Origin of the sequence: Paenibacillus auburnensis (genome assembly GCF_927798115.1) — a bacterium.
Classification (GTDB): Bacteria; Bacillota; Bacilli; order Paenibacillales; family Paenibacillaceae; genus Paenibacillus_AQ; species Paenibacillus_AQ auburnensis.
Genome location: NZ_CAKMMG010000001.1, coordinates 1262110 through 1286447 on the forward strand (window position 1 = coordinate 1262110; position 24338 = coordinate 1286447).

The window sequence follows — 24338 nt, forward strand, 5'->3', positions numbered from 1 at the left end:
GGCAGGCGGATGAACCCGATACGGCGACACGAGATGATTATGGAAGTAATGCTGAACCAGAAGGATGTAACGGTGAACGAGCTGAGCGAGAAGCTCCAGGTAAGCGGAAAAACAATCCGCGAGGACTTAAGCAAGCTGGAGGAGCAAGGACTTATTATGCGTGTGCATGGCGGTGCTGTGCTGGCACAAAGCGATCAGTTCGGCATTCTGCCTGTAAGGACCCCGCTGGATAAGTACTCCGACGAAAAAACCGAGATTGCTCTGCGCGCTATCACCCATATCGAAGAGGATGACATCATTGCCCTGGACGGCGGAAGCACTACGCTGGAAATTGCCCGGCGGCTGGATAATATGCCTCTAACGGTTGTTACCAATGATGTATATATCATCAGCGAGCTGGTTCCTAAAAATAACATCCGTCTGGTCGTTCCGGGGGGTTACCGTGTCCGCAATATGCTGGCCGGTCCCGAAGCCGTCGCCTACGTGCAAAAGCTAAATATACAAAAAGCATTTTTGTCGGCTACAGCCGTGCATATCGAGCATGGACTGTCAATTTACACCGGAGATTTAATTGATTTCAAGCAGGCACTCGTTACTACTGCGCGCAAGGTATTCGCCGCTTGCGACCACCACAAATTCGGGCATACCGCGCTGCGCACCTTTGCTTCATTACAGGAAGTCGATGTGCTGCTTACAGACAGCGGTCTTGTGTCCGAAACGGCAGAACAGTTCCGCAGTGCAGGCATCAATATTGAAGTCGGTTAAATCTCATTACAAAGACGGGAGCTGCTTCTCAGAGTAAGACTCCCCTATCCATCTACCATTACGTAAATTAAAAGGAGCGAATTATATTATGTCATCATTATTCAGTTTGGCAGGCAAAACAGCAATCGTAACCGGAGCAGCTCAAGGTCTTGGTCAAGGCATTCTGCTGGCCTTCGCTGAAGCAGGCGCAGACGTTGTATCCATTTCCTTGAACAGCAGTGAAGAATCCGTAAAAGCGGCTGAAGCTTACGGCGTTAAAGCTCTCAGCATCGAAGCTGACCTGAGCGATCACAGCAAGCTGCAAGGAGCATTTGACCAAGCGCTGGAATTGACCGGCCATGTGGATATTCTCGTGAACTGCGCAGGCATGATCCGCCGTACTCCAGCCAAAGACCACAGTGAAAAAGACTGGTTCGACGTTATCAACCTCAACCAGAACACTGTATTCCTGCTGTCGCAAATCGCCGGCCGCCACTTCCTGGAAAGAGGAACCGGCAAAATCATCAACATCTGCTCCATGCTCTCCTACCAGGGCGGTATCAACGTTCCTGGCTACACAGCAAGTAAACATGCCGTTGCCGGTCTGACCAAAGCCTTCGCTAATGAATGGGCACAATACGGCCTGAACGTTAACGCTATTGCTCCAGGCTACATGGCAACAGAAAATACAGCACCGATCCGTGCTGACCAGAGCCGCTCCGACTCCATCCTCGACCGTATTCCTGCAGGTCGCTGGGGAACTGCCGAAGACGTTAAAGGCCCTGCTGTATTCCTGGCTTCCGCTGCTTCCGATTACCTGAACGGCCACGTACTGGCTGTAGACGGCGGATGGCTGGCTAGATAATAACCGTTTTTCCTCCGAATGAATTAGGTTGATCACATACAGCTTCACCCGGATGCCTCAGACATCCGGGTGTTTTTTTGCTGATATTTAAGATGTTTTCGAGAAGATCATATATCCCATCCGCCTGAGAATATCCGTGTGGTATAGGTTCATTTAACTCAGTTCCACAAATTCCTCCGGGTGTGTACGGATATACGCAGCGATGTTGGCCAAACTCTGCCCGGACAGCTGCCCGAAGCGTTCGTATAACCCTCTGATCTGTCCGGCCAGTTCTTGATCCTGCTCCATATCTTTGAATGCAGCCTCACTCCACTGCAGTCCCAGCCTGTTGTTCCGCAGTTCCAGCATCCTTCTGGTCTCCTCCAGCAGCAGGATCATTGCAGTATCTTCAAAGAACAACAACCCTTCTTGGACTCCGTTCCAATATCCGGGTGTATCCAGCATATAGGAAATCCAGGCATAATACTCCGCTGCGGACTTGTGGGCGTGATCGAAGAATACCCGGAACATGCAAAGCGCCTTCTGCCCCCTGCTGAGCTGAGCTATTACCTCTGCTTTGACTTCAGGAGATTTGCCGCGGATAAGCGCAAACGCCGGTTCCATACAGTGCCGCCCCAGCCGCTCATCACTTAAAGTCTGAAATGTTACAGAATCCATCTTGGCCAGATACATAACACCGCTCCTCTGTTTATTTACCTAAATAATCTGATCTGATACGGGCTCATCAGTCCATATACAGCAGCACATTTCGAATCTGCTCTGCTGCCAGTTTATTCTGTTGATCCAGCGGGTCCAGTGAAATATTGCCGGTTATAATGATCAGTCCTTGATCATAGTAAATTTGTTTCTTGATACTATTCATCACGGCTCTGAGCGGTACAAAGGTCCGCCCATTTCGGATCTCAACCTTTGTTATGGAGGTCTTCTGATTGTGATATTGCACGGTGGCTTCCAGCTTCTTGGCATTGACGCTAATTGAAGCACCGAACTTTGCGGCAATAAATTTCAGAGGAACCATCGTTGTACCTTCCCGGAGGTAGGGCACCACACTGGAATTAGCAGCATCAATTACAGCCTTATTGCCTTTGACCAGTACAACAGAGTGTCCGATCGACATTACAACAGCATCCTGCAAAATATCATCCACTAAGTCATTCACGGCCGGCTGCCCGACACTCTGGCACGAACTGCCCTTATACAGCACCATATAATCGGTGATGATATCTATCGCTTCTTGTCTCATATCCTTGGTCAGCTTCGTATCGTTAAGCACCTGCTCCGTTATGACCCAGCTGCAGTCCATATTCTGCTGCGATTCCGCCAAGGCTTTGATCAAGGCAACCGTCAGGCTGTCCGGTAATGCCTTCTGTGCTGCGGTAATCCAGGTGATATCCGGGTCCAGATAATGGTCCAGTACCTTAAGATAGCCAATAACAAACATCTCCTGCGCACTAAGCTTAGACTTGTCTAGTGACGCGGTTGATTTGCCGTATACCAGCTGCGCATATTCCTCTGCATGCTCTTTATCCGACCAGCTTATATCGGCATACAGAGCATTAATAACAGCTGCCTTCTCATCCAGCTGATGGTTAGGGGATACCAGAAACTCTGCAACTGTGCGGCTTAACCCGTTTTTCTCGGCATCGGCTACGATATCCACATTCAGATAGGCTTTATAAATAGCGGTTGATGTAACGGGAGAATCCGCGTAAACAAGCGAAGTCCCGTTTCCCAGAAACAGGCCTGACAAGATCAATGATACCGCGATGACCAGTTTGCTCAGACGGGAGTTCAACAGGGTGTTCATATACATTCCTCCTTATGCTATATTTAGCTGACGTGGTATAAAGATGTGCTCTAAAAACCTTAACCAGAGATGATTTCCGGCAATCTCCACCTGGGTTAAGAGCCTAATCTTACTTGTAAAAGGGGTTTAAAGCATGAATGAAGAAATACTGACTACCTTTGATGATCTTGGCAATGTTACCGGTGCTGCCCCCCGCGATGAGGTGCACCGTCTGGGGCTGTGGCATGAGACCTTTCACTGCTGGTTTGTCGGCCAGGAGCCTGAAGGCTTATCCATTTACCTTCAGTTGCGGAGTGAGCAGAAGCGGGATTATGCGGGGCTACTGGATATTACCGCAGCCGGACATTTGCTGGCCCATGAGGTTCCGGAAGATGGTATACGTGAAGTACAGGAAGAGCTGGGTATCTTGGTAACTTATCATGAGCTGTTTCCGCTTGGGATCATTCCGTATACGATGGATAAGGAAGGTTTCCTCGACCGTGAACGGGCTCATGTGTTCTTGCATAAGAACACCCTGCCTATGGAGGCCTTCAGCCTGCAGCAAGAGGAAGTAGCCGGAATCGTAACTGCCAGTTTTGCTGACTTCAGTAAGCTCTGGGAAGGCCAAGCCGATTCGATCCGGATCCGCGGCTTCCGGATGGACGGGGATTCACGGAAGCCTATCGACGAGCTGGCCGATATCAGCCGCTTTGTCCCCCATGAGGCAAGTTATTACTTGCAGATCATCGCAGGCATTTCCGCCACTTTTGCTTAATTATACCAAATTCCGTACTGGATTATGGAGATTTCAATGACCAAAACGCGTCTTAGCCCTTCCTTTTATTATTTATGGGGGACCCAATCGGCAGCAAATTCTGCAGATGTCCTCTACATTATGGCCTTAACCGTACTGGTGCTGGACCATACGGGCAGTCTAATCTCAGCCACACTGGTCCCGCTCTTCCGTTCACTCTCGCAAATGCTCAGCGGCCTGATCGCGCCTCTCCTGATTGCACGCTTTAGACTTTCCCGGCTGCTCCTGCTCTCCCAGACCGGACAATTTCTGTTTTTTGCAGCAATGGCAGTCTACTTGGGAGTCCAAGGCAGCGGTGCTTCACTGTTAATCTTGTTCACGCTGATCTTTGCCATGTCTTTTCTGGACGGCTGGACAGTTCCGGCGCGTAATGCACTCGTTCCGCGGCTTACCAGCTCGCGTGAAGGACTGCTGCGGGCCAACGGCCTGTTATCCGTCAGCGACCAGATCGTGCAATTTGCCGGGTGGGGACTTAGCGGGATCATCATTGTTTGGATCGGAACAACTTCTACCCTTCTACTTACCGCAGTTATCTATGCCCTGGCAGCCCTGCTCACCCTGCGGATTAAAGAACCGCAAACCAGCAGGGAGACAAACAATCCTTCCGGTAATGCTGCCGAGAGCCTGGCTGTTCCTTCCCGAGGGTCGGTCTTGACCGAAGGCTGGAAGATCATCTGGCGAACACCAAGTCTGCGGGCGCTAACTGCGATTGATGCCATCGATATGCTCGGAGGTTCCGTCTGGGTCGGAGCGTTTACCCTGATTTTTGTGCAGGAGGCGCTGGGACAGGGTGAGGAATGGTGGGGATTTATCAATTCCATATATTTTGCCGGCACGATCGGCGGGGGATTGCTGGTAATCTCGGCGGTCCGGCGAATCGGCAGCAGGCTGCTGCGCTATATGCTGATTGGCATGGCCGGTTACGGCCTGCTTACTTTTCTGTATGCTATCAACACCCATCTGGTTGCCGCGTTGATACTCGTGCTGGCAATGGGACCATTCGCTGAGCTTAGCGCCGTGACCCGCAGAACACTTGTCCAGCACAGCGTGAACAGCGAGCAGCTGCCGAAGGTTTTGTCCGCACAGGCAGCAGTCCTTCATCTCTTCTTCTGCATCTCGCTGTTTGGCATGGCCTGGGCGGCTGAAACCTTCGGCATTGTGAAGCTGTACATCTTTGCCTCCTGCCTGACCTACTCGGCCGTTGCCGTCGGGATAATATATGCTAAATCTCTACGGAACGTCGAAGAGAGTTCGTCCAGAAATGAACAGACTCATTAAACGGGCACTGGAGCCAAGGGACTAATCAGCTCTCTGCCTTCAAGAGAATCATCCGCTCCAAATGACAAAAAGGGCCATTGCTATCTGCAGCAATGGCCCTTTTTACGGTTAAAGTTAAATCAGTGCGTTGAAATGACCCTCCGAGTCCACTGTAGCCGTCCGGGGATCGGCCAGACCGATGCCCTTAAAGCCCCCTTTTCCTAAAGTCTTCCAGATTGGGGGCTGATCTTGCAGGGAAGCAGATACCACATCAACTGATGTGCTGCTCCCGATTTTTCGAGTGAGCTGGGCCTCTAACAGCCGGATTTGCCGCTGCAGCTGCTCCCTACGGTTAATTGTCTGCACCTCATCGCTCTGCGCCGCATTCACCTTGTCCAGCTCCATCATAAGCCGGTCGCGTTGCTTCTCCAGGGAACTGACATCACTCTGAGTACCGCCGTAGGCGGCAATGGCCTGCACCGGGCTGATTCCGGATAATGCTTGTGATATCATAGTCTCCCCTCCATTTCCATGACTTCTATTAATCTCTATTACCCGGTTGTGCCCGCCATGACAACATCCCAACGGTTCAGCCGCGATAATTATTGTATAAAATATCGTTTTCCCCGTTCCATAAGATGCATGCACCGCACCGGAAATTATGCTAGCATAACATTTATAATAAGCCACAATATTTGAGGTGATCGGAATGTTAGAACGTTCCATGGAAAATGTAATGGAATCTGCGAAGGGAAGGAGTGATGTGTAGAACAATAAAGAAATGAGGACGATGAAAATGAATACAACCCATACTATCCATAGCGATGGATTTGAACTGAATTATTGTGTTAAAGGAACTGGAAAGCCGGTTTTGGTGATAGGCAGCAGTGTTTATTATCCTCAACTATTCCCGGAAGACTTATATGATACCTTCCAGTTTATTTTCCTTGATCATAGAGGATTTGTGAAGCCGCCCCGTATACTGCAACCCGAAGATTATAGATTGGACAAAGTATTAGATGATATAGAGACAGCGAGACAGGAGCTTAACTTAACCCATTTCATCCTGTTAGGGCATTCAGGACATGCGTTCATGGCCTTGGAATATGCCAGAAAGTATCCCTCCCATGTCCATAAAGTTGTCTTATTAAATTCGGCACCAACAAACAGCAAGGAAAGACAGCGTCAAAGTTTTGAATTTTTTAATGAGACGGCAAGTCCAGGGAGACAAAGGCAGTTTGAGTTGGATTTTTCTCTGTTAGAAAGTGACATTCAGAAGGATCCTGAGCGGCGATTCGTTCATATGTGTATCCGGATGAGCGCCCAAAGCTTTTATGACTATACCTTTGATGCAGCTTATATGTGGAAAGATGTCTACACGAATATGCCAATCATGGATCATCTGTGGGGGGAAGCATTCGGAGAATTGGATCTTATCCAATCTCTCGCTACTCTCAACAAGCCGGTATTTATCGGTTTAGGAAGGTATGATTATTTGGTAGCCCCTGTTTCACTTTGGAATTCTGTAGATGAAACCTATGCGCACGTGAAAAAAGTGATTTTTGAGCATAGTGGTCATAATCCGATGTTTGAGGAACCCCAAACCTTTGACAAAGAACTACGCCAGTGGATTCTTGAGGACAATTGAGGCTTTCCTTTGTATAACAAAATCACTAAGTATAACAAAACCACTAAGTTAATGCTTAGTGGTTTTCGTTATGCTAGTCGAACCTTTGCAGCGATTCGAAATGCAGAGTCCAAAATTGGAAAATCTCATTTACGGCTTGATGAGACCCGCCTGCTTTTTGAAAGGACTCCCTAATATTGGCGACAGATTGCTTAAAGGATGAGTGACTTAATACATGGTCTGCGGCTTCCCGTAGTTGATTTGCGGTCAAGCTTTGCATTTGTAATTGAATGCCCGCTCCAATAGTGGCGACTTGTCTGGCAAGGATCGGCTGATCCGCGCTTTGCGGGATTACAATTAGCGGAACCCCGTAATAGAGACCTTCATGGGTACTGTTCATTCCGCCATGGGTAATGAATAATTTCGCTTGTTGCAAGACATCCGTTTGCGGAACGTAATTTTTAACCGTGAAGTTTTTAGGAATTTCCCCTAAATCTGATATGTGAACTTTATTCCCAATTGCCATGACAATCGGATGGTCCGTGTTCTTAAAAGCCTCCAAACAAAGCTTATAGAAATCAATAGCTTGGTTAAATACCGTACCCAGTGAAATGTAAATAAGGTTTTTTTCCTCGATTGCAGGAGAGCCGAAGTTTTCTTGAGTGAATCCCGAAGAGATGGATGGGCCTACAAATTTATACGTTTGGTCAAACGCTTCTCCGTCCGGCTGAAACTCTCTTGTTGTATAAACAATTGTAAGCGGTGCAGGATTACAAAACACTTCGTAAGGAGAATGGATCTCCACCCCGTATTTTTCCTTCATCATTGCCGTCAGGCTATTAAATTTATCCTTTATAGGTTCAGCTATTTCTGGAGAGACTTCTGTGAACAATGGTTCCAGCATTTTATGGAATGAATCTTTGGTCTGCGCAAAAGAAGTGGAGGAGTTGACTGCAGGAAGCTTAAGAATATGAGCAAGCATATGTCCGCAGCCAAACATGGAATCATGGATGATGTAATCGAAATGCTCTCCTTCGATCTGTTCAAGAACGCTTGGTATAATGATATCTGCCGTAAGTAAAAGACCGTTGACTCTCTCAAGTACATAGTTTCTTCCGCCTGAGATAAAGGCTTTGATCAATTTTTGATCATCAAAGGTTCGTACCGAAGCCCCCGTCTTTTCTATTCGTTCCCGGAAAGCCTCTATACAAAAGTACACCACCTCTTCTCCACGCGAAATAAGCTCCTGCACCACTCCGATCGTTGGATTGATATGTCCCTCTGATCCGCCATTAATAAATAAAACACGTGCCATATACTCCACTCCTTAAGTATACTGTTCAATCCCGCCCGTTCCATGCTCATTTTAGCAGCAAAGAGGCGATGCCTGCCACGGAAACTAGCAGAGAAGCCGGATATTATAGCGGTCACTGTTGAAAATCAAAAAACTAACCCTTTGAATTACAATTGACGGTTAGTTTATTCGGTGTTAAATTTAATCACATAGGAATAGGACCGTTGCTTTCCCAGTTTCCCAATTTTCATTACGCAAATAAAAAACTAAACTCATGGAGGAGATGAAGTGAACGTAATCGGATCATTGCCACGAGTCAGGCTGGGGGCTTGGCCCACCCCCTTACAGCCTGCAGAACAGTTGTCCTTGCAATTAGGATGTCCTCTCTACATCAAAAGAGAAGATATGAGCGGGCTTGGAGGCGGCGGGAATAAGGCGAGAAAACTCGAATTTCAGCTCGGCAAGGCAGTAACAGACGGTATAACCCATGTGATTACAACAGGAGCCGTACAGTCAAATCATGCCCATCTTACAGCCGCTGCTTCCCGCAAGCTCGGATTAAAGCCCCATCTGGTGTTGAGCGGTATCCCGGGTACGGAAAAACACGGCAATTTATTCTTGGATCACTTGTTGGAATCCGAGTTTACCTTTGTCACTCCCCCTGCCGGGCGTCCACCGCTGGAGATGGTTAATGAAGTCATGGCTGAAGTGGCCAGCCAAATTACGAACAAAGGCGGTAAACCCTGCATTATTCCTGAAGGCGGCACAGACCCTCTAGGGACAGTAGGCTATATTCTTGCCGTGGAGGAACTGGTTCAGCAGCTCGATTCGCTCGGATTGAATAAGAAAAGGATCCTTATTGTCGTTGCTACAGGCACATGTGGAACACATGCCGGGTTAGTGGCCGGAGCCAGCGTCGTATCCCATTCGCTCGATATTTTGGGTGTCAGCGTAAGCGGCAAAACACCTGTCAAAATTGAGAAAACGGCAAAAGTGGCTACCGAAACATTGCGTCTTGCCGGGTATAGGCATGAGGTGTTGTCTGACGGGATTTGGATAGAGGATCGTTTTATCGGATCCGGATATGGAGAGGTCACGGAGGAGTGCTGTCATGCGATTTATACCGCTGCCGCAACCGAGGGGATCTTCCTTGATCCTGTGTATACCGGAAAAGCGATGGCGGCGCTGCTGCACATGGGACAGACTGGGCAATTAATCCAGTATGACGCGGCTGTATTCGTTCATACTGGAGGTTTCCCGCTGTTATTCCATTATGATTCAGCTATTACTTCCTATAATAAAATGAAGGTGAGATGAAGAAAGATGTCAATAAATGGACAGCAAACGACTATCGCTGCTGAGGTCGGCAAAGATTTGAAAGTGATTGCTGAAGGTCTACTGGAGGATGTCTTCAAAATTATTCGAAACCTTCCTCCCGAAGCATTGAACTGGAAGCCAGAGCATATGAACAACAGCCCTTTTGTCCTTGCCTATCATTTGCTTGGCTCTGCAGGCTATTGGATCGGCGAAGTGGTTGGCGGCATTCCGGCGGACCGCAACCGGGCTAATGAATTTGGTGTATCCGGCGATCATGAACAACTGGAGGATTTGTTGACCGAGACCAAAAAAGACTCACCATGACGTTCGATAATATTCAGGACAGCCAGTTGCTGCCTGCTCCCATCGATTTAAGCCGCGGCGTTCTGTGCTGGGGAGAAGTTCCTGAGGAGGGCCGCACAGCTGCATGGGTGCTCGTCCACGATCTTTGCCATATTGCTTACACACTGGGGCAACTGGACCGCATTAACCGCCTTTGGGAAACCCGCAGTAAAGCGTAATGTATATCCACGAAATAAAGGGCAGAACTCCTACTGATAGGAGTTCTGCCCTTTATTTGATTGGTCTTTTCATTTACGGATCAACTCTCTGGCTGCTCTTCAGATTTCAGCTTAAATCTCGAAGCCTTCATTCGATTTCCGCATAGTTTCATTGAGCACCATTTCCGTTTGCCGGTAGAATCCAAGTAGAGCCAAATACATTGAGGATTCTCACAGCGGTGCAGCTCAGGAAGCTTGCCGCTTGTGCATATATCCAAGGCGTCTAGAGCGATCAGGGAAAGGAGCGATGATTGAAAAGATCCAGTAGGTACGGGAATCAGGCGGTCTTCCTTATATTTATAGGCAAAGGGTGCGTTCTTGGTGAATAGTTCCAACTTCTCGATCAATTCAAGGGGGGGAATTCCGTTGTTCGCGGCTTTTTCAAACAGTTCACGAATAATTGCCCGCAATGTCTTAAGCGCATTAAGCACTCCTTCATCCGGCTGCCCGCCAAGGTCGGCGAACTGTTCCTGTGAAAAAGCCCCCATGTGTACCAGCGTTTGAAACCAGTGTATGAGGTCATCTATATTGGAGAGCAAATCAACTCGCTTCCCTCTCCTCATTTCTTCTGTATTAATCAAATCCAGTGACGGATTACCGGAAAAAAAATTAAATTTAGCCCTCATGATAACTCCTTAAGCAGCTTAGTCATTGTCATCCTATTATCTTATCACAATCAAAAGTTCTGACAAAGCATATTAACCGGTCTTTACCCCATGCTCTTTGAGGAAACCACGATAAATCACACAACAAAAAAGAACAGCCTGCTGGCTGTTCTCTATCGCTGCCTTAGAAGCAGGTGAACGAGCGGATCCGGTTCAAATCAATGCCAAAGTAACCCCAGAAGAACCCAAACCATCTGAACCCTGCAACAGAATTGCGTCCGACGAATACCGGGAAGAACCAGAATTGCTCGCCATTGTTCAGCCAAATATATGTGTTGCGGAACAGGCAGGGTCTGATCCCGCCTGGGTCGACGGCAAATGTGGTGACCGACATTTGCGGTACGAATTGCGGCGGCGGAGACGTCGGGGCTTGAACGCCCCCCGGTGCACCTCCCGGAGTTCCGGGAAATCCGCCTGGCCCCCCTGGTCCTCCTGGTCCTCCTGGTCCGCCAGGTCCGCCCGGGAATCCCGGAAATCCTCCACCGGGTCCCGGCGTTGGAAAAAATCCCATATGTGATCGCTCCTTTCATTGAGTAGGCATAATCATCATATGTATTCGCGGAGAAGACGCTTGGGCGGATTCCATGGAAATGTAAATTTTCTCGAGCTGCTAAATCTTCTTTTGAGAAGAAATAACTTATGTAGCTTCAACCAAGTGTGTATCCTTCCGCTTACGCCGAAAGAACGGTTTGCCCTTCGACCAGTTGATGAATGGCTGCTCTATGACATAATAAGAGATCGTCGCCGCCGCATACGAGATTGCGACAACCGATATGCTAATGCCCAGCCATCGCCACACATCAGCGATCCCGAAATAGCGATAATCCTTGATGCCGTACTTTTCGATTAACGTAATGAACAAATAATGCCAGATATATAGACCAAACGAAACCTTCGCAGTATATCGGAAAAAGCGGTTATCCAGCCATCGCCCTAGGATCACGCTGAACGGTGCTGACAATAGCACGACCCCGAACAAAATGGCATAAGCGGGAAAGTAGTACGGTTGATGCTGAAGGCTGAAATCAAATTCGTCTTGATGGCGCATACGCCAGATTAGCAAACCTGCAAGCACCAAGGCGGCTATGCCGACTGCGTCAAAAAGCCCAAGCTTGCGCAGTCGCTCAATTGCGGAGCCGCGCTGCAGAATCGCGACGGTCACGCCCGCAGCAAGAATGCCGATGGTAAAGTGCCCGAAGAAGCCGATAGGATTGTAATTCGGCATCCAGTATTTCGCACCGCCGAGCTGGCCATAATCCCAGCCCCGGCCATTCTCGCCAGGCGTAAACCAACGGTGTACAAGCGAGTTGGCGACCAGCATCACTCCAAACGCGGCGACCCAGAACACGATCGCCTTTCCGAAGGAACGGCGCTTGCTGAGCATAAACAATAAAGCCATAAATAAAGGCATAAGTATGTAGGAGAACACCTCGAAGCTGATCGACCAGAATGGCCCATTCAAGTCAGACGGGAAAAACGTGGTATAGTGAAAGCCCGAAGTAAATGTAAAACCCGTTAAGATTCGCCGCCACAAGAACTCCGTAGGAATATCCAGTCTCCATACAAGCAATAGGCAAACCAAAAACGAAACATAAAAACCGGGCATAATTCTTGCAGCGCGGCGGACTGCATATTTCCGGATACTAGGATACGCCTCATTATCCAAATATGCACTCCAAAAGGGAAACGACAGCAAAAATCCGCTTAACACGAAAAACAGGCTGACCCCGCTGTTCCCAAGCAGGACAACCGACTGCACTTCTTGAAGCCAATGTTTTTGCGCGGGCATTGCCAGACGTTGTGATACATGATGCAGGATGACTGACAAGCAAGCGATCGCACGAACGCCATCCGCTCCTGTTAATTGGGTATTGCCTAACCTATACCTTGACATCAGCTATTCCTCTTTTCCGAATTGACTTCCCGACAAATGATCGCCCGCGTAGACAACGAAATGGCCGTGGAACCTGACAGGATAACCGAAGCTAGAACACCGTATCCGCATGCCCGCTACTCCCCCGCTTACAATGGCTATGTACATCAATTTCAGGTACTCCTATCTTTCCATAAATCATTGGAAAATCCTTCAAGGATTATGCTATTCCGTAAAAAATATGCCATGGCTGCAATAGTCCCCATGGTGCATGATTGTCATTTGAAAGACTTTGGATATTCCTGATCCTACGAGAGTAAAATAAATGATGACCTGCCTTCTAGGTCAAAATTGATGGATAACGAAAATATATATATATTTTTCTGCTGAATCGTTATGCTTTATGGTATGGATTAGAGAAAACTTTCACAAGAGTTCAACTTTAAATATAAGGAGAAAAAGCCATGCGCAAAACTAAAATTGTCTGCACTATTGGTCCCTCCAGCGAAAGCCCTGAAATGCTTCGGAAGCTGATCCAAGCCGGTATGAACGTCGCCCGCCTGAACTTCGCCCACGGAGAGCTGGACGAGCATGCGGAGCGCATCCGCCGCATCCGGGAGGCAGCCAAGGAGCTGAACCAATATGTTGCCGTCCTGCTCGACATCAAAGGTCCGGAAATCCGCATCGGTAAGTTGGCCTCGGACTACGCGGAGCTGATACCGGGTGAAGCCGTGGTTCTGACCACAGAGGAAGTGCTCGGCACCAAAGACCGCATTCAAATCACCTACAAGCAGCTGCCCCAAGATGTGAAGCCAGGCAGCATCATCCTGATCGATGACGGTCTGATTCGTCTGGAGGTCGTAAAGGCCGAAGGTACCGAGATCACTTGCCTCATCACGAACGGCGGCAAGCTGAAGCAGCGTAAGGGCGTCAATGTTCCCGGCATCAAAACGAGCCTTCCCGGCGTAACCGAGAAAGACATCCGGCACATCAAGTTCGGTATAGAGCAGAAAATCGACATCATCGCCCAATCCTTTGTCCGCAAAGCCGAAGATATCCTCGAGATTAAACATATCCTGAATGAGCACAAGGCCGGCCATATCCAAGTCATTGCCAAGATCGAAAATGATGAGGGCGTGGAGAACCTGGACGCGATCCTGAGTGTAGCCGACGGCCTGATGGTAGCCCGCGGCGACCTGGGCGTAGACCTGCCGGTGGAGGACGTGCCGCTGGTTCAGAAAGATATGATCAAAAAGTGCAACCTGGCCGGTAAACCGGTCATCACCGCAACCCATATGCTGGAGTCCATGCAGATGAACCCGCGACCGACCCGCGCGGAAGCGGGCGACGTCGCCAACGCTATCTTCGACGGCACCGATTCCGTCATGCTATCCGGCGAATCCGCCGCAGGCAAGTACCCGCTTGAGTCCGTCGAGACCATGGCCCGCATCGCCGCCCGCGCCGAGTCCGTCCTGGGACACTATGGCCGCTGCAGCTGTAATGGTGGCGAGGCTGCCACAGACGTAACCGGCGCCATCGGCGAGGCCGTTGCCCGCACCGCCCTCGTGCTCTCCGCCAAGGCCATTCTCGCCCTCACCGAAAGCGGCTTTACCGCCCGGACAATCGCCAAGCACAAGCCGGTTGCACCGGTTATCGCCGTATCCACCAAGGAGAGCGTACTGTATGCCCTGTCCATGACTTGGGGTGTAACCCCGCTGCTCCGCAGCGAGTCCGCTTCCAGCACTGATACAGCCGTAGCAGCCGCCGTTGAACTGGCCAAGTCGGCCGGTTACGTACAAGATGGCGACCTGGTGGTCATCACCGCAGGCGTCCCTGCAGGCCGCACCGGAACCACCAACCTGCTGCGGGTTCACAAAGTAGGCGAAGCGCTCTAAAAAATAAAACATCCGTAGCAGGAGCCACCACACCTGCTACGGATGTTTTGCTGTTCAAATATTTCGTATCTCATACTCAAAGGGTTCTTCACACGAATAAATCTCATGGAAAAACCCGAAATAAGGGATATCGTCTTCCAGACATTTTATGTAATACGACAGCTCCTCATCACACTCCGGCTCTTCGCCATTGTTTCGCATTACCTCGAATGCATCTATAATACCCTCCATGAGATTTACTTGGATAAGCAAGGGCAATTTATTCAACATCGAAGGATCCATCCTGGTTTCAGATCTGTATCCCTCGAGGACTGTTTCAAAATAATCCTCCATAAACCTTTTACGCTTACCGGCGTCTGGTTCAGATTGTATCCATCCCATGCCGTTTCCCCAGATACTGGCCAAGTCAAACATATACCACCCGAAACATGAATTATCGAAATCGTATACGGTTATTTGCCCGGTATCAAAATCTATCGAATAATTCCCATCATTATAATCAAAATGGATCATTCCGAAAGACTCATGGTCCGTGTCTAATCCTTCCAGGGATTTAAGGAGCCCCAGCAACTTCTCCTTAAGCAGAGGTAACGAGCCGGGGATCAGTTTATCGATATATTCAGCATTATATTTATCAAAAAAACTGTACCGGGAATGGACTGGAGCATACCCTTTTGATAATTGGTGCATCGTCCCCAGAACTTTACCGCAGTTATAATAGTATTCAGAAATAGGTACGCCTTCCCGATACCGGTAGTGATTATCCACAAGCATTTTTCCTTTAGCCTTTTCAAACAGGCAGACAAAAAAGGTGTGATGATTATGCGTTATCTCTTCCAGCAGATTCCCCTTCCGGGAACTAATTACATTCGAGACACTACCGCCATGTTCGAATAAATACCTCACATACTCAAGCTCACCCAGAAAATCTTCCCGGCTTCTGTCATTTAAGAAGGCGATTCGGAGTATTTTTGCACCGGTGCCCTCCTTCTCACAGGTATAAACAACATTACGCCCTCTCTTATGAGACTTAACCGGCTTAATGTTATAGCCTGCTAATCCGTACAACTCTGATACAAATGGCAGTAAATAGGCATCACTGATTTTAACAACCTCGTTATAATTTATAATATCTCCTCCAGTAAAAAAATTTGCAATTCTTCCAACGTCCTTCTGTGGACTTAAATGATACTCACCTTGTTTAACATTTACACGTCACTCCTTCGGGCATATTTTACCTAAAATACCATATGAATCCCAGGTAAACTTTGAGTATAATGAAATTCAACTTTTTAAAGCACTTGCCTCATTATCGGTAATCTTGAAAAAAGTTACTGCAATCATTGAAAATATGATTAGTATGAAATATCATACTATGGTGTAGATTGATTATTAAAGGAGAGATTTATGATGCATCAAAAAAAAGAAAATAGTCACGGATTCGGGCATGGCAAAGTGCTGGGAACAACATCCATGGGTGAAAGAGGACAAATTGTTATTCCTAGAGAAGCAAGAGAAGAACTTGAACTCAAGCCTGGTGAGAAATTCATCGTTTTCGGGAACAAGCGCAAGGGAGCCGTCATTCTGGTCAAAGCAGAAATGTTCAACAAATTTGCGGATTTCTTCATGAGTGCTTCGAAAAAGTTTGAAAGTATGGCCCAAGCGATCTTTGATAAAAGCACTACTGTTTCTGAAGATGAGGATCATGAACCTGAGGTCGATGAAAAAGGACCTGAGGCCGACGAAAAAGGATGAGCGAATTCTTTAAATTGATGAAGGATCTCCGGTTCAGAAGAACCATGCGGATGATTTTTAAGTTCGCCTGGGATTTCTGGTGGCTGGGCAGGCAAAAGCATTTTATTTCAGGACGGCGCTTAGAAGCGAAAACAAAAGCCTTATATCGAAAACAGGCCACCTATTTTACGAAGACCGCAATGGATATGGGTGGATTAATTATCAAGCTTGGGCAGCATGTTAGTGCGCAAGTGGATATTTTGCCGAAGGAAATTATTGATGAATTGTCAAAGCTTCAGGATTCCGTAGACTCCGTAGATTTTTCCGAGATACAGCAAAAGGTAGAGCGTGAACTCGGAGTATCCATAAGCGAGATTTTTGCTGAGTTTAATACAACTCCTATCGCAGCGGCTTCCTTAGGACAGGTACATCGGGCGACATTACGGACAGGTGAAGACGTTGCAGTAAAAGTTATGCGTCCCGGGGTCGAGGATATTATTGCAATTGATTGGAAATCCATACAAGTTGCAATCCGGTTATTAAAACGCTGGACCAAGATTAGAGACTTCATGGACCTCGATGCAGTATATGACGAGTTTCACGAGACCGTTATGGATGAGCTCGATTATCAAAAAGAGGGGCGAAATGCAGAAGAATTTCAGCTGCAATTTATCCATCGGGATGATGTTGTTGTTCCAGCCATTCATTGGTCCTATACAAGTTCAAAGGTTATAACGATGGAGTTTTTGGAAGGTGTAAAAATCAACAATTTTGCCCAGCTGGATGCTTGGGGTGTAGACCGGACTAAATTAGCGAAGTCATTGATCGAAATCTTCATAGAACAGATTCTGTTAGAAGGCTTCTTTCACGCAGACCCGCACCCGGGAAATGTTCTCGTACAGCCTGACGGCACCATAGCATTAATCGATTTTGGAATGGTCGGACGAATTCCCGAGGATATGAAGGCACAGATGGTAGCCCTTCTTATGGCCGTGTATTTAAAAGATGCTCACGGCGCCATCGATGCCCTTACCCGTTTGAGATTTTTAAGACGGAATGTAGATTTAGAGGTGTTTTCAAGGAATCTTACGTCATTATTTGAACAAATCAACGGGGATACGTTTGACCTCAGTTTTGTGACATCAGGTGACAATGCAGAAGAGTTACGGGATTTCCTCTATTCTCAGCCCTTTCAGTTACCTGCAAATACAACATTTTTGGGAAAAGCCATAGGCACGGTGTATGGACTTTGTACGGGACTGGACCCGGAGCTTGATTTGATTGGGACCGTTAAGCCTTATGTTGAAGAGGTTGTGCGCAGCGATTTACGGGGAAGTGTCTTCTCCAACGTTGTAGATGAAGGCAAGAATCTTCTCAAAGGAATCCTTCCTACGACCAAGAAGTTCATTTCGGCAGTAGATAAAATGGATAGCGGAAATTTACGGGTAAAGCTATCGAGTTCCTTTGAGAAAAAATTGATAGAAACGCAAAATAAGAATACACAGCGAATTATTGCAACCATCATTGGAGCTGTATGCCTTCTGACGGCTACAAACATGTGGAATGAAGTGAATCATATGGTTTCTTATGTGCTCGGCACTGTGGGGCTGCTCATTATGCTTAGCCAACTCAAAGTGAGAGAACGCCGCCGTGATGTAAGACATGCAAGGCAGATGAGGGCTATGCGGGAAAATAATAGGTTTGAAAAGTCGAAGTTTACATCCCGTGAATAACGGCCAAATAACAGCGGGCAAGCGTCTAATCCTAGTCCGAGCCACAAATGATTGCGGCTGTTCTCCATACGGTCTGAATATTTTCTGGAGAATGAGGAAGGATCGGGCGCGCAAGCTGTTACGGCGAGAAATATAAAAGCAACGTTTTGCGCAAAGTCAGGTTGTCATTTCGCAACAATCGGCACGGCTGGAAACGCAGCTGAACTACTCTCCATTTGAGCCCGATTTAAATTAACATTTAATCGCAACAATGACAGCTGCCGTCATTCCACTATCGTTTTCCATTAGTGTAAAAGTCCTTATCGAATGATCCGATGGGTAATTGACTATAGTCTAATTAGACTGTATAATTCGGTTTAGTCTAATTAGACTATATTAGTGGTGTACAGGAGTGAGGACTAAATGATTAAGTCATTCTTAATGTTGGGGCAGTCTAATATGGCAGGCCGTGGATTCCTGCATGATGTCGAACCGATTATTAATGAAAAAATAAAAATGCTGCGCAATGGACAGTGGCAGATGATGACAGAGCCGATTAATTATGACCGTCCGGTTTCCGGTGTAAGCCTGGCGGCTTCTTTTGCCGATGCCTGGTCGAAGGCCAATCCTGACGAAGAAATTGGTTTGATTCCTTGTGCGGAAGGCGGCAGTTCCTTGAATGATTGGCATCCGGAAGGCAACCTTTTTCAGCATGCTTTATCCGAAGCCCGCTTCGCTCTGCGGTCCAGTCAGATCTGCGGAATCCTGTGGCATCAAGGTGAGAGCGACAGTTATCGTTCGCTGCATGAATCTTATTACGAGAAATTAACCTTTATCATAGAGAGCCTGAGAAACGAATTGGATCTTGATGAGGTGCCGTTGATCATCGGTGGACTTGGTGATTTCCTTGGGAAGACCGGCTTCGGACAGCATGCGACAGAGTATCAACAAGTCAATGAACAATTGCAGCACTTCGCTAACGAACAGCAAAATTGTTATTTTGTAACAGCGGCAGATTTGACTGCGAATCCTGATGGCATTCATTTAGACGCGGTTTCACAACGCAAATTCGGCTTCCGCTATTTCGAGGCTTTTTCGAAAAAGTGTCATGTCATGGAGCCTATTCCTGGGGAGGATCAGTCGCTGAAAGTGGATCGGGATTATTCAAAAACAGAACAGACCTACCTTCATAGCCTGGATTTGGCTTCGGGTAAAATCACGTACGGGGAATTCGAGGCACAGATGGTAAAGGTGATGAAGCCATGATCCCCTTACTCATCCTTGGCTTACTCATCCAAACCCCTGGTGCTCACGGCTATGAACTACTGGCTTTAATGGAAAAGCGCCATTACAAATACATTGTAAACTTCACGAAGGGCTCGTTTTATTACAATCTGCAGCAACTTGAAGAAAAAGGTTGGATTGAACAAATTCAGAAGAAACCTTCAACCATTGGACGCGAGATTCGGAACTTTAAAATCACCGGAGCGGGAATGGCTGAATTCGAAAAATTAATGGTCAAATACGGCACTAAATCGGAATATGTGAACCTGCAATTTTATGGGGCGCTCCTCTTTGCCGATCAATACGACAAAAACAAATTGCTGGAACTGATCCAATCGCAAATCGACCAGACTAAAACCCGAATTGCACTCCTTGATGAATACCTGTCCAACATACAAGAACTTCCCGGCACAATCGATTACTACCGCCGCATGAACGAAAATTCCCGTTCCCATCACTTGATTAACTTAGAGTGGTTTGAACAATTGAAAACAGAAATAGAGGGACCTGTTGCATAATACAAAAAGGAGCTAAGTAAACTGCTCCCCATAGAATAGATACATTGAAAAAAAGTGGTTAGGCTGTGGGAGCCTTTTTGTATTCCGGTAATGGCTTTCAAATATAGCCAGGAATCATTATTGTGTTGAACCGCGTCCTGAGTTTTGCGCCATCAAAAATAGTTCTGTGAACCTCACCGATTCTGTGCTCCCCACTCGCACAGCTGCTCCAACACAGGCAGCAGCGTCTGCCCTCTCGGTGTTAGCGAATACTCCACTTTAGGCGGAATCTGCGGATACTCCACGCGCTTCACTAGCCCGTCGGCCTCCAATTCCTTAAGCTGCGCGCTGAGAACTTTGTACGTCACCGTTCCGAGCTGTCTCTGCATTTCGTTGAAACGAATTGACTGCTTGGCGGACAGCAGATACAGAATCGCCATCTTCCACTTCCCGCCGATCACGGACATCGTATAACCGAACGGTGTGGCCTGGATCACTGTTTCCTTGCCCTTCAAATCGGAAATACCCATGTTCACACTATCCTTTCGGATAGTAGCCCACTTATTTGTGCGTACTATCCCTTTATTTTCGCCCAGTCTATACTAGCCTTACTTTAAAGTAAAGGGGCAAAAGTAATGACGACCATTCAAACGTACAACCATACTCTCTGGGATCACGGGATTTCGCAGGGGTACCTTGTCGAAACCACACTGTATATCTCGGGACAGTTCTCCCATAACGCGGAGGGCAAGTTCGTCGGAGCAGGCGATATTCGGGCACAGGTGACGCAGACGCTGGAGAATTTGGATGCCGTGTTACAACAGTTCGGAGCGACGAAACATAATCTGGCTTACGTGGAGCTGTATTTAACGAATGCATTGGAGCACGGTGAAACCGCGATCGAACTGTTCAAAGAGTATGTCGGGGAGCATCGTCCGGCGGGAAGCATGATCGGGGTAACTTACCTGGCATTTCCGGAACAGTGGGTAGAGGTTCGGGCTGTGGCGCATCTCGATCATCTTGGTAGCTAAGATGGGGTTTATTAGAGGTAATCGAAGGTTATTTCGACACGTTCACTGCGATGGTTGAAGCGGCAAGTTTTAGAGCCGCCCAGTACTGGGCGGCTCTTTCTTGTTCTTTTATGTTAATCTGACCGCTGCCGCTGTCGGATTCGCTCCTACCATCATATCGCCACTACCATCCCTTTGGCTACCTACACAATCTCTTTATTAAAATGTCCTCTTGTGTCGGTATCCTGATTAAAGACAGCATTATTCATTGAGCCGTTTAATTTGCCTGAGGCCATATGAATGACTTTCACAACCTGCTCTTTTGATTCAACTGTGAAGTTTAATCTGAACGCTTCGATTCCTTTGATGTTTGGTAACTCATCTAAAAGATTAAGCGTCTTCCCGTTAAGAATAGTCGTTGTACAATCATCATGGGAAAGGATAGGGAACGTTCCGTGCTCATCCTTTAACTCATAGCTCTTCGTTTTGCAGATCCTGCATTGATTCATTTTTTTCATCGGACAATATTTTGTAAACATCAAAGGAGCCTTGCCATATACAATCATTTCCAGTGCAGGATAGCCGTCATTTTCTTCATAATAGGCATTCATTAAATCTTCAATTTGGCTCTTATTCAATTCATAAGATAAAGTGGCTCGTTTTGCACCTAATTTATATAATTCATAGCAACTGGTAGCATTAATAACATTTAGAGAATAGTCCGTAACAAACGGATTTGTTTCTTTGTAGTGATAAATGCCGCCATATCCTCCGATTAGCAGCTGCCCTTCTTTTTCCTTATAATCATTCTGATTTCTTCTAACCACATTTTCAAAATAGATTTCCTTAATTCCACAGCTCACGCAAGCATCATATTGTTCCTTATTCGTTACAGAGGCTGTAAGGTATGGTTGTTCAGGGGCAAAGCTTATTTTTTCTTTTGCATTCAGAGCCTTGGTTCTTTTCTTCTGGCTGTTAAGCTTTAAGTCATATAAGCCCTGTACAATATCTCTTCTTGCTGCATTTAACAGTTTAGCTGGAATAAATGCATTGCATTCCTCAAAATCGACATGATTGAGTTCGAATATCGTATCATTTAATCTTGAGAATTGCTTGATTACCTGGTCTTTTGTTGTTGGATTATTAATGGCTTCGCCCAGTATTTCCTCGCTTTCATATGAATAATTAAAGCCTAAGCCATCAGCCTCTATGAAAAGCTTTGAATCTGGATATGCATGTACTTTAATATCCAGGTTAAACCGCTTAAATTCTTTTTCCAGTGATGCTTCTAATTCTTTTTGGTAGTAATAATCCTTCGTTTTATATACTAAATCTCCCGTAGACATCTTTTCTGTAACTTTGATATAGCAAACATCATCTGCTTTGTTAATTAAGCCGCCATCTTTATCGTACAGTTTTGCAACTGTTAGATTAACATCTTCATTGTTATGACTTATTCGGATGGTATCATTTTGATTTAAGGTACGTGTAAGTGTTATTTCATACCTATCTTTTTCGATCTTGCTGATGGTTCCAATTGGATAACCAAAGTTATTTGGCCTTGAGATGTTTGTAATATTTCTCCTGTCTTCGTGAAACAAATATCCTTTAGTAAATGTCCTATTGAATGTTTTTTTCAGATTTTCTTTATCTTCTTCGGTTATTTTATGATCTAAGGCCATGCGATATTTGGATACAACATTAGCAACATACGTGGGCGCTTTCATTCTGCCTTCTATTTTTAAAGAATCGATTTCTTTTAAATCATGGATGTAATCGATTGTGTTTAGGTCCTTAGTAGATAGAATATAGCTTTTCCCTAAAGATGTATCTGTTGTCTTATCCATTAGTTCATACTCCTTACGGCATGAACCCACACATCTACCGCGATTTGCGCATCGATTGCCGAGTAATCCTGACATTAGACAGTTTCCCGAATAAGATACACATAAAGCACCGTGAACGAAAATTTCTAAAGGTATTTCGGCTATTCTTTTGATCTCTTTTACTTTTTCAATCTCAACCTCACGGGATAGAACAACTCTTTTAGCACCAAGTTCTTTAAATAATAAAGTTCCGTCTACATCGTCTATTCCCATTTGAGTTGAACAATGTGCTTCCAGATCATGAAAGTTTTTAACGATATAATCGAAAGCAGCCAGGTCCTGGACGATAATGCCATCCACACCGATTTCATTTAATTCGTGTATCTGCTCCTTCATCTCTTCAACTTCGTTTTCGAAAACGATGGTATTCATTGCAACATAGATTTTAACGTTCCTCAGGTGCGCATACGTAACAGCCTCTTTTAACGATTCTAAATCAAAATTAGAGGAGTATGCGCGTGCACCAAATTTTTGCATTCCTAAGTATATTGCATCACAACCATTAGATATTGCAGCTTTTAAAGCTTCCATATTTCCTGCTGGAGCTAATAATTCAGTCATTTTTTTCTCCTTATACCCATAAATTAAAAAAGTTTGTAGTTACTTGTGATTCGTTCTCCGTAACACTCTATCACCGAATTACTCCTCAAAAAAAGCTCAGGTCAAGACCTGAACTTTTTTGTATATACATGATCATATGAAGTACTAAAATCTTACTCCAAACAAACCACCACTTTGAGTTTCATCAGTTAACCTGACAGGCAGGACATAATCAATAAAATAGATTGATCAGACACAATCGTCCCCCATTTTCGCATATTTCATTCCTATATTTTACACTGATTTAAGGATAATAGAAATAAATTATTTTCGCCCTACTTATGATACGGTTCACCTTATACGCTATAACGGTTAATTTTCTACGAAGAAAAAAGCGCTACAAACATATTGTTAACACTCTACACTTTCAATAGATGGCACCCATCTTTCGGGAATCCGACGTATTCTCATGGCTTTTGTTCATACTACCTCTCTCCATTTTCAGCAGCAGGTAATAGGATAACATTACAAACATAAAGACCACGACAGACTTTATACTTCCCATAGGGTTGCCGACAGCCATCTCAGACCAAAACGCGGAAATACAGTCAATAGTGAAACCGGCATACGCCCATTCTTTCAGCCTGTAATACTTAGGAACCAGCAGTACGAGGATACCGATGATTTTTGCTACTCCAAGAAGAGTTAGGAAATAGACCGGGTAGCCTAGCAGTTGAGTTGTTTCCACAAAACTTTTGGAGGAATGAGTAATCTCATTGAAGGCACTGAGTGCGAATCCTGCGAGCGTGCAAGCCGTAATAATCCAATAAGTAATCTTGATTTTTTTCATCTTGATAGCTCCTTTTCGGTATTTTTTGATTTCCCTGTAATTTAATTGTAGATGGAATCGGAAACGGGCAGAGCTGTCAAAAGTCAAGAGTTTATAACAAAAAAGGCAGAACCTTTGTGCACTAAAGC

At 46.2% G+C, this 24338-nt stretch carries 25 protein-coding genes; 14 read left to right on the forward strand and 11 right to left on the reverse strand.

The window, feature by feature from the left end; all coding sequences use genetic code 11:
* Positions 1 to 9: 9 nt before the first annotated feature.
* Positions 10 to 765 carry a DeoR/GlpR family DNA-binding transcription regulator gene (locus L6H70_RS05740; RefSeq protein ID WP_236330761.1) on the forward strand — a complete coding sequence of 252 codons (756 nt, stop codon included), beginning with the start codon at positions 10 to 12 and terminating at the stop codon, positions 763 to 765.
* An 88-nt stretch (positions 766 to 853) separates the two neighbouring features.
* Positions 854 to 1609 carry a 2-dehydro-3-deoxy-D-gluconate 5-dehydrogenase KduD gene (kduD, locus tag L6H70_RS05745; protein ID WP_236330764.1) on the forward strand — a complete coding sequence of 252 codons (756 nt, stop codon included), beginning with the start codon at positions 854 to 856 and terminating at the stop codon, positions 1607 to 1609.
* Positions 1610 to 1762: 153 nt separating this feature from the next.
* Here kduD and L6H70_RS05750 read toward each other — a convergent pair whose 3' ends face one another.
* Entirely contained in the window at positions 1763 to 2281 is a 519-nt protein-coding gene (locus L6H70_RS05750; RefSeq protein ID WP_236330768.1) for a hypothetical protein, read from the reverse strand.
* A 52-nt stretch (positions 2282 to 2333) separates the two neighbouring features.
* Positions 2334 to 3416 (reverse strand): stalk domain-containing protein, encoded by a 1083-nt coding sequence (locus L6H70_RS05755; protein ID WP_236330771.1) that lies wholly within the window; start codon positions 3414 to 3416, stop codon positions 2334 to 2336.
* A gap of 133 nt (positions 3417 to 3549) precedes the next feature.
* Here L6H70_RS05755 and L6H70_RS05760 point away from each other — a divergent pair, with 133 nt between their 5' ends.
* Both L6H70_RS05760 and L6H70_RS05765 read left to right on the forward strand, forming a co-directional pair.
* Entirely contained in the window at positions 3550 to 4170 is a 621-nt protein-coding gene (locus tag L6H70_RS05760; RefSeq protein ID WP_236330774.1) for an NUDIX hydrolase, read from the forward strand.
* A 36-nt stretch (positions 4171 to 4206) separates the two neighbouring features.
* On the forward strand, positions 4207 to 5487 hold the full coding sequence (locus L6H70_RS05765) for an MFS transporter (RefSeq protein WP_236330777.1): 1281 nt from the start codon (positions 4207 to 4209) through the stop codon (positions 5485 to 5487).
* 114 nt (positions 5488 to 5601) lie between these two features.
* Here the strand turns inward: L6H70_RS05765 and L6H70_RS05770 are convergent, their stop codons facing one another.
* Positions 5602 to 5979, reverse strand: a complete 378-nt coding sequence (locus L6H70_RS05770; RefSeq protein ID WP_236330780.1) for a hypothetical protein — start codon at positions 5977 to 5979, stop codon at positions 5602 to 5604.
* Positions 5980 to 6262: 283 nt separating this feature from the next.
* On the opposite strand from L6H70_RS05770, the gene L6H70_RS05775 reads away from it, so the two are divergent.
* Positions 6263 to 7114 (forward strand): alpha/beta hydrolase, encoded by an 852-nt coding sequence (locus tag L6H70_RS05775; protein ID WP_236333158.1) that lies wholly within the window; start codon positions 6263 to 6265, stop codon positions 7112 to 7114.
* Positions 7115 to 7187: 73 nt separating this feature from the next.
* Here L6H70_RS05775 and L6H70_RS05780 read toward each other — a convergent pair whose 3' ends face one another.
* Positions 7188 to 8408 carry a macrolide family glycosyltransferase gene (locus L6H70_RS05780; protein WP_236330783.1) on the reverse strand — a complete coding sequence of 407 codons (1221 nt, stop codon included), beginning with the start codon at positions 8406 to 8408 and terminating at the stop codon, positions 7188 to 7190.
* A gap of 267 nt (positions 8409 to 8675) precedes the next feature.
* Here L6H70_RS05780 and L6H70_RS05785 point away from each other — a divergent pair, with 267 nt between their 5' ends.
* The 3 genes from L6H70_RS05785 to L6H70_RS05795 are packed head-to-tail and all read left to right on the forward strand — an operon-like array spanning position 8676 to position 10225.
* Positions 8676 to 9704 carry a 1-aminocyclopropane-1-carboxylate deaminase/D-cysteine desulfhydrase gene (locus L6H70_RS05785; RefSeq protein WP_236330786.1) on the forward strand — a complete coding sequence of 343 codons (1029 nt, stop codon included), beginning with the start codon at positions 8676 to 8678 and terminating at the stop codon, positions 9702 to 9704.
* A gap of 6 nt (positions 9705 to 9710) precedes the next feature.
* The gene (locus L6H70_RS05790) at positions 9711 to 10028 is read left to right on the forward strand and encodes a hypothetical protein (protein WP_236330789.1); all 318 of its coding nucleotides are present in this window, start codon (positions 9711 to 9713) and stop codon (positions 10026 to 10028) included.
* On the forward strand, positions 10025 to 10225 hold the full coding sequence (locus L6H70_RS05795; RefSeq protein WP_236330792.1) for a hypothetical protein: 201 nt from the start codon (positions 10025 to 10027) through the stop codon (positions 10223 to 10225). The genes L6H70_RS05790 and L6H70_RS05795 overlap by 4 nt, the downstream gene beginning before the upstream one ends.
* Positions 10226 to 10305: 80 nt before the next feature.
* Here the strand turns inward: L6H70_RS05795 and L6H70_RS05800 are convergent, their stop codons facing one another.
* From L6H70_RS05800 to L6H70_RS05810, 3 genes are all read right to left on the reverse strand, one after another.
* Positions 10306 to 10890 carry a CGNR zinc finger domain-containing protein gene (locus tag L6H70_RS05800; protein WP_279306734.1) on the reverse strand — a complete coding sequence of 195 codons (585 nt, stop codon included), beginning with the start codon at positions 10888 to 10890 and terminating at the stop codon, positions 10306 to 10308.
* A 163-nt stretch (positions 10891 to 11053) separates the two neighbouring features.
* Positions 11054 to 11440 (reverse strand): collagen-like protein, encoded by a 387-nt coding sequence (locus L6H70_RS05805; RefSeq protein WP_236330797.1) that lies wholly within the window; start codon positions 11438 to 11440, stop codon positions 11054 to 11056.
* Positions 11441 to 11566: 126 nt separating this feature from the next.
* On the reverse strand, positions 11567 to 12823 hold the full coding sequence (locus tag L6H70_RS05810; protein WP_279306735.1) for an acyltransferase family protein: 1257 nt from the start codon (positions 12821 to 12823) through the stop codon (positions 11567 to 11569).
* Positions 12824 to 13266: 443 nt separating this feature from the next.
* Between L6H70_RS05810 and pyk the strand changes: the two genes are divergently transcribed.
* On the forward strand, positions 13267 to 14697 hold the full coding sequence (pyk, locus tag L6H70_RS05815; protein WP_236330803.1) for a pyruvate kinase: 1431 nt from the start codon (positions 13267 to 13269) through the stop codon (positions 14695 to 14697).
* A gap of 54 nt (positions 14698 to 14751) precedes the next feature.
* Here the strand turns inward: pyk and L6H70_RS05820 are convergent, their stop codons facing one another.
* The gene (locus L6H70_RS05820; protein ID WP_341482735.1) at positions 14752 to 15825 is read right to left on the reverse strand and encodes a phosphotransferase enzyme family protein; all 1074 of its coding nucleotides are present in this window, start codon (positions 15823 to 15825) and stop codon (positions 14752 to 14754) included.
* A 282-nt stretch (positions 15826 to 16107) separates the two neighbouring features.
* Here L6H70_RS05820 and L6H70_RS05825 point away from each other — a divergent pair, with 282 nt between their 5' ends.
* The 4 genes from L6H70_RS05825 to L6H70_RS05840 all read left to right on the forward strand — a co-directional run bounded on the left by L6H70_RS05825 (position 16108) and on the right by L6H70_RS05840 (position 19945).
* Positions 16108 to 16452: an AbrB/MazE/SpoVT family DNA-binding domain-containing protein gene (locus L6H70_RS05825; RefSeq protein ID WP_236330811.1), complete on the forward strand. Its 345-nt coding sequence runs from the start codon at positions 16108 to 16110 to the stop codon at positions 16450 to 16452.
* A complete protein-coding gene (locus tag L6H70_RS05830) occupies positions 16449 to 18164 on the forward strand; it encodes an ABC1 kinase family protein (RefSeq protein WP_236330814.1) in 1716 nt (571 codons plus the stop codon). The genes L6H70_RS05825 and L6H70_RS05830 overlap by 4 nt, the downstream gene beginning before the upstream one ends.
* 402 nt (positions 18165 to 18566) lie before the next feature.
* A complete protein-coding gene (locus L6H70_RS05835; protein ID WP_236330817.1) occupies positions 18567 to 19409 on the forward strand; it encodes a sialate O-acetylesterase in 843 nt (280 codons plus the stop codon).
* Positions 19406 to 19945 (forward strand): helix-turn-helix transcriptional regulator, encoded by a 540-nt coding sequence (locus L6H70_RS05840; RefSeq protein ID WP_236330819.1) that lies wholly within the window; start codon positions 19406 to 19408, stop codon positions 19943 to 19945. The genes L6H70_RS05835 and L6H70_RS05840 overlap by 4 nt, the downstream gene beginning before the upstream one ends.
* A 173-nt stretch (positions 19946 to 20118) precedes the next feature.
* Here the strand turns inward: L6H70_RS05840 and L6H70_RS05845 are convergent, their stop codons facing one another.
* Positions 20119 to 20454, reverse strand: coding sequence for a winged helix-turn-helix transcriptional regulator (locus tag L6H70_RS05845; RefSeq protein WP_236330822.1), 336 nt, complete (start codon positions 20452 to 20454; stop codon positions 20119 to 20121).
* 105 nt (positions 20455 to 20559) lie between these two features.
* Here L6H70_RS05845 and L6H70_RS05850 point away from each other — a divergent pair, with 105 nt between their 5' ends.
* Positions 20560 to 20955: a RidA family protein gene (locus tag L6H70_RS05850; RefSeq protein WP_236330825.1), complete on the forward strand. Its 396-nt coding sequence runs from the start codon at positions 20560 to 20562 to the stop codon at positions 20953 to 20955.
* A gap of 182 nt (positions 20956 to 21137) precedes the next feature.
* On the opposite strand, the gene L6H70_RS05855 is transcribed toward L6H70_RS05850, so the two are convergent.
* Positions 21138 to 23381 carry a U32 family peptidase gene (locus L6H70_RS05855; protein ID WP_236330828.1) on the reverse strand — a complete coding sequence of 748 codons (2244 nt, stop codon included), beginning with the start codon at positions 23379 to 23381 and terminating at the stop codon, positions 21138 to 21140.
* A gap of 406 nt (positions 23382 to 23787) precedes the next feature.
* Positions 23788 to 24210 (reverse strand): DoxX family protein, encoded by a 423-nt coding sequence (locus L6H70_RS05860; protein WP_236330831.1) that lies wholly within the window; start codon positions 24208 to 24210, stop codon positions 23788 to 23790.
* Positions 24211 to 24338: the final 128 nt, after the last annotated feature.

Excerpts from the sequence above, each read along its gene's own strand:
- L6H70_RS05810 (WP_279306735.1), bottom strand. The coding sequence starts at position 12,823 with ATGTCAAGGTATAGGTTAGGCAATACCCAATTAACAGGAGCGGATGGC.
- kduD (WP_236330764.1), top strand. The coding sequence starts at position 854 with ATGTCATCATTATTCAGTTTGGCAGGCAAAACAGCAATCGTAACCGGA.
- L6H70_RS05740 (WP_236330761.1), top strand. The coding sequence starts at position 10 with ATGAACCCGATACGGCGACACGAGATGATTATGGAAGTAATGCTGAAC.
- L6H70_RS05850 (WP_236330825.1), top strand. The coding sequence starts at position 20,560 with ATGACGACCATTCAAACGTACAACCATACTCTCTGGGATCACGGGATT.
- L6H70_RS05780 (WP_236330783.1), bottom strand. The coding sequence starts at position 8,408 with ATGGCACGTGTTTTATTTATTAATGGCGGATCAGAGGGACATATCAAT.
- L6H70_RS05775 (WP_236333158.1), top strand. The coding sequence starts at position 6,263 with ATGAATACAACCCATACTATCCATAGCGATGGATTTGAACTGAATTAT.
- pyk (WP_236330803.1), top strand. The coding sequence starts at position 13,267 with ATGCGCAAAACTAAAATTGTCTGCACTATTGGTCCCTCCAGCGAAAGC.
- L6H70_RS05845 (WP_236330822.1), bottom strand. The coding sequence starts at position 20,454 with ATGGGTATTTCCGATTTGAAGGGCAAGGAAACAGTGATCCAGGCCACA.
- L6H70_RS05755 (WP_236330771.1), bottom strand. The coding sequence starts at position 3,416 with ATGAACACCCTGTTGAACTCCCGTCTGAGCAAACTGGTCATCGCGGTA.
- L6H70_RS05770 (WP_236330780.1), bottom strand. The coding sequence starts at position 5,979 with ATGATATCACAAGCATTATCCGGAATCAGCCCGGTGCAGGCCATTGCC.
- L6H70_RS05750 (WP_236330768.1), bottom strand. The coding sequence starts at position 2,281 with ATGTATCTGGCCAAGATGGATTCTGTAACATTTCAGACTTTAAGTGAT.
- L6H70_RS05790 (WP_236330789.1), top strand. The coding sequence starts at position 9,711 with ATGTCAATAAATGGACAGCAAACGACTATCGCTGCTGAGGTCGGCAAA.
- L6H70_RS05840 (WP_236330819.1), top strand. The coding sequence starts at position 19,406 with ATGATCCCCTTACTCATCCTTGGCTTACTCATCCAAACCCCTGGTGCT.
- L6H70_RS05855 (WP_236330828.1), bottom strand. The coding sequence starts at position 23,381 with ATGACTGAATTATTAGCTCCAGCAGGAAATATGGAAGCTTTAAAAGCT.
- L6H70_RS05835 (WP_236330817.1), top strand. The coding sequence starts at position 18,567 with ATGATTAAGTCATTCTTAATGTTGGGGCAGTCTAATATGGCAGGCCGT.
- L6H70_RS05795 (WP_236330792.1), top strand. The coding sequence starts at position 10,025 with ATGACGTTCGATAATATTCAGGACAGCCAGTTGCTGCCTGCTCCCATC.
- L6H70_RS05800 (WP_279306734.1), bottom strand. The coding sequence starts at position 10,890 with ATGAGGGCTAAATTTAATTTTTTTTCCGGTAATCCGTCACTGGATTTG.
- L6H70_RS05805 (WP_236330797.1), bottom strand. The coding sequence starts at position 11,440 with ATGGGATTTTTTCCAACGCCGGGACCCGGTGGAGGATTTCCGGGATTC.
- L6H70_RS05860 (WP_236330831.1), bottom strand. The coding sequence starts at position 24,210 with ATGAAAAAAATCAAGATTACTTATTGGATTATTACGGCTTGCACGCTC.
- L6H70_RS05830 (WP_236330814.1), top strand. The coding sequence starts at position 16,449 with ATGAGCGAATTCTTTAAATTGATGAAGGATCTCCGGTTCAGAAGAACC.
- L6H70_RS05765 (WP_236330777.1), top strand. The coding sequence starts at position 4,207 with ATGACCAAAACGCGTCTTAGCCCTTCCTTTTATTATTTATGGGGGACC.
- L6H70_RS05760 (WP_236330774.1), top strand. The coding sequence starts at position 3,550 with ATGAATGAAGAAATACTGACTACCTTTGATGATCTTGGCAATGTTACC.
- L6H70_RS05825 (WP_236330811.1), top strand. The coding sequence starts at position 16,108 with ATGCATCAAAAAAAAGAAAATAGTCACGGATTCGGGCATGGCAAAGTG.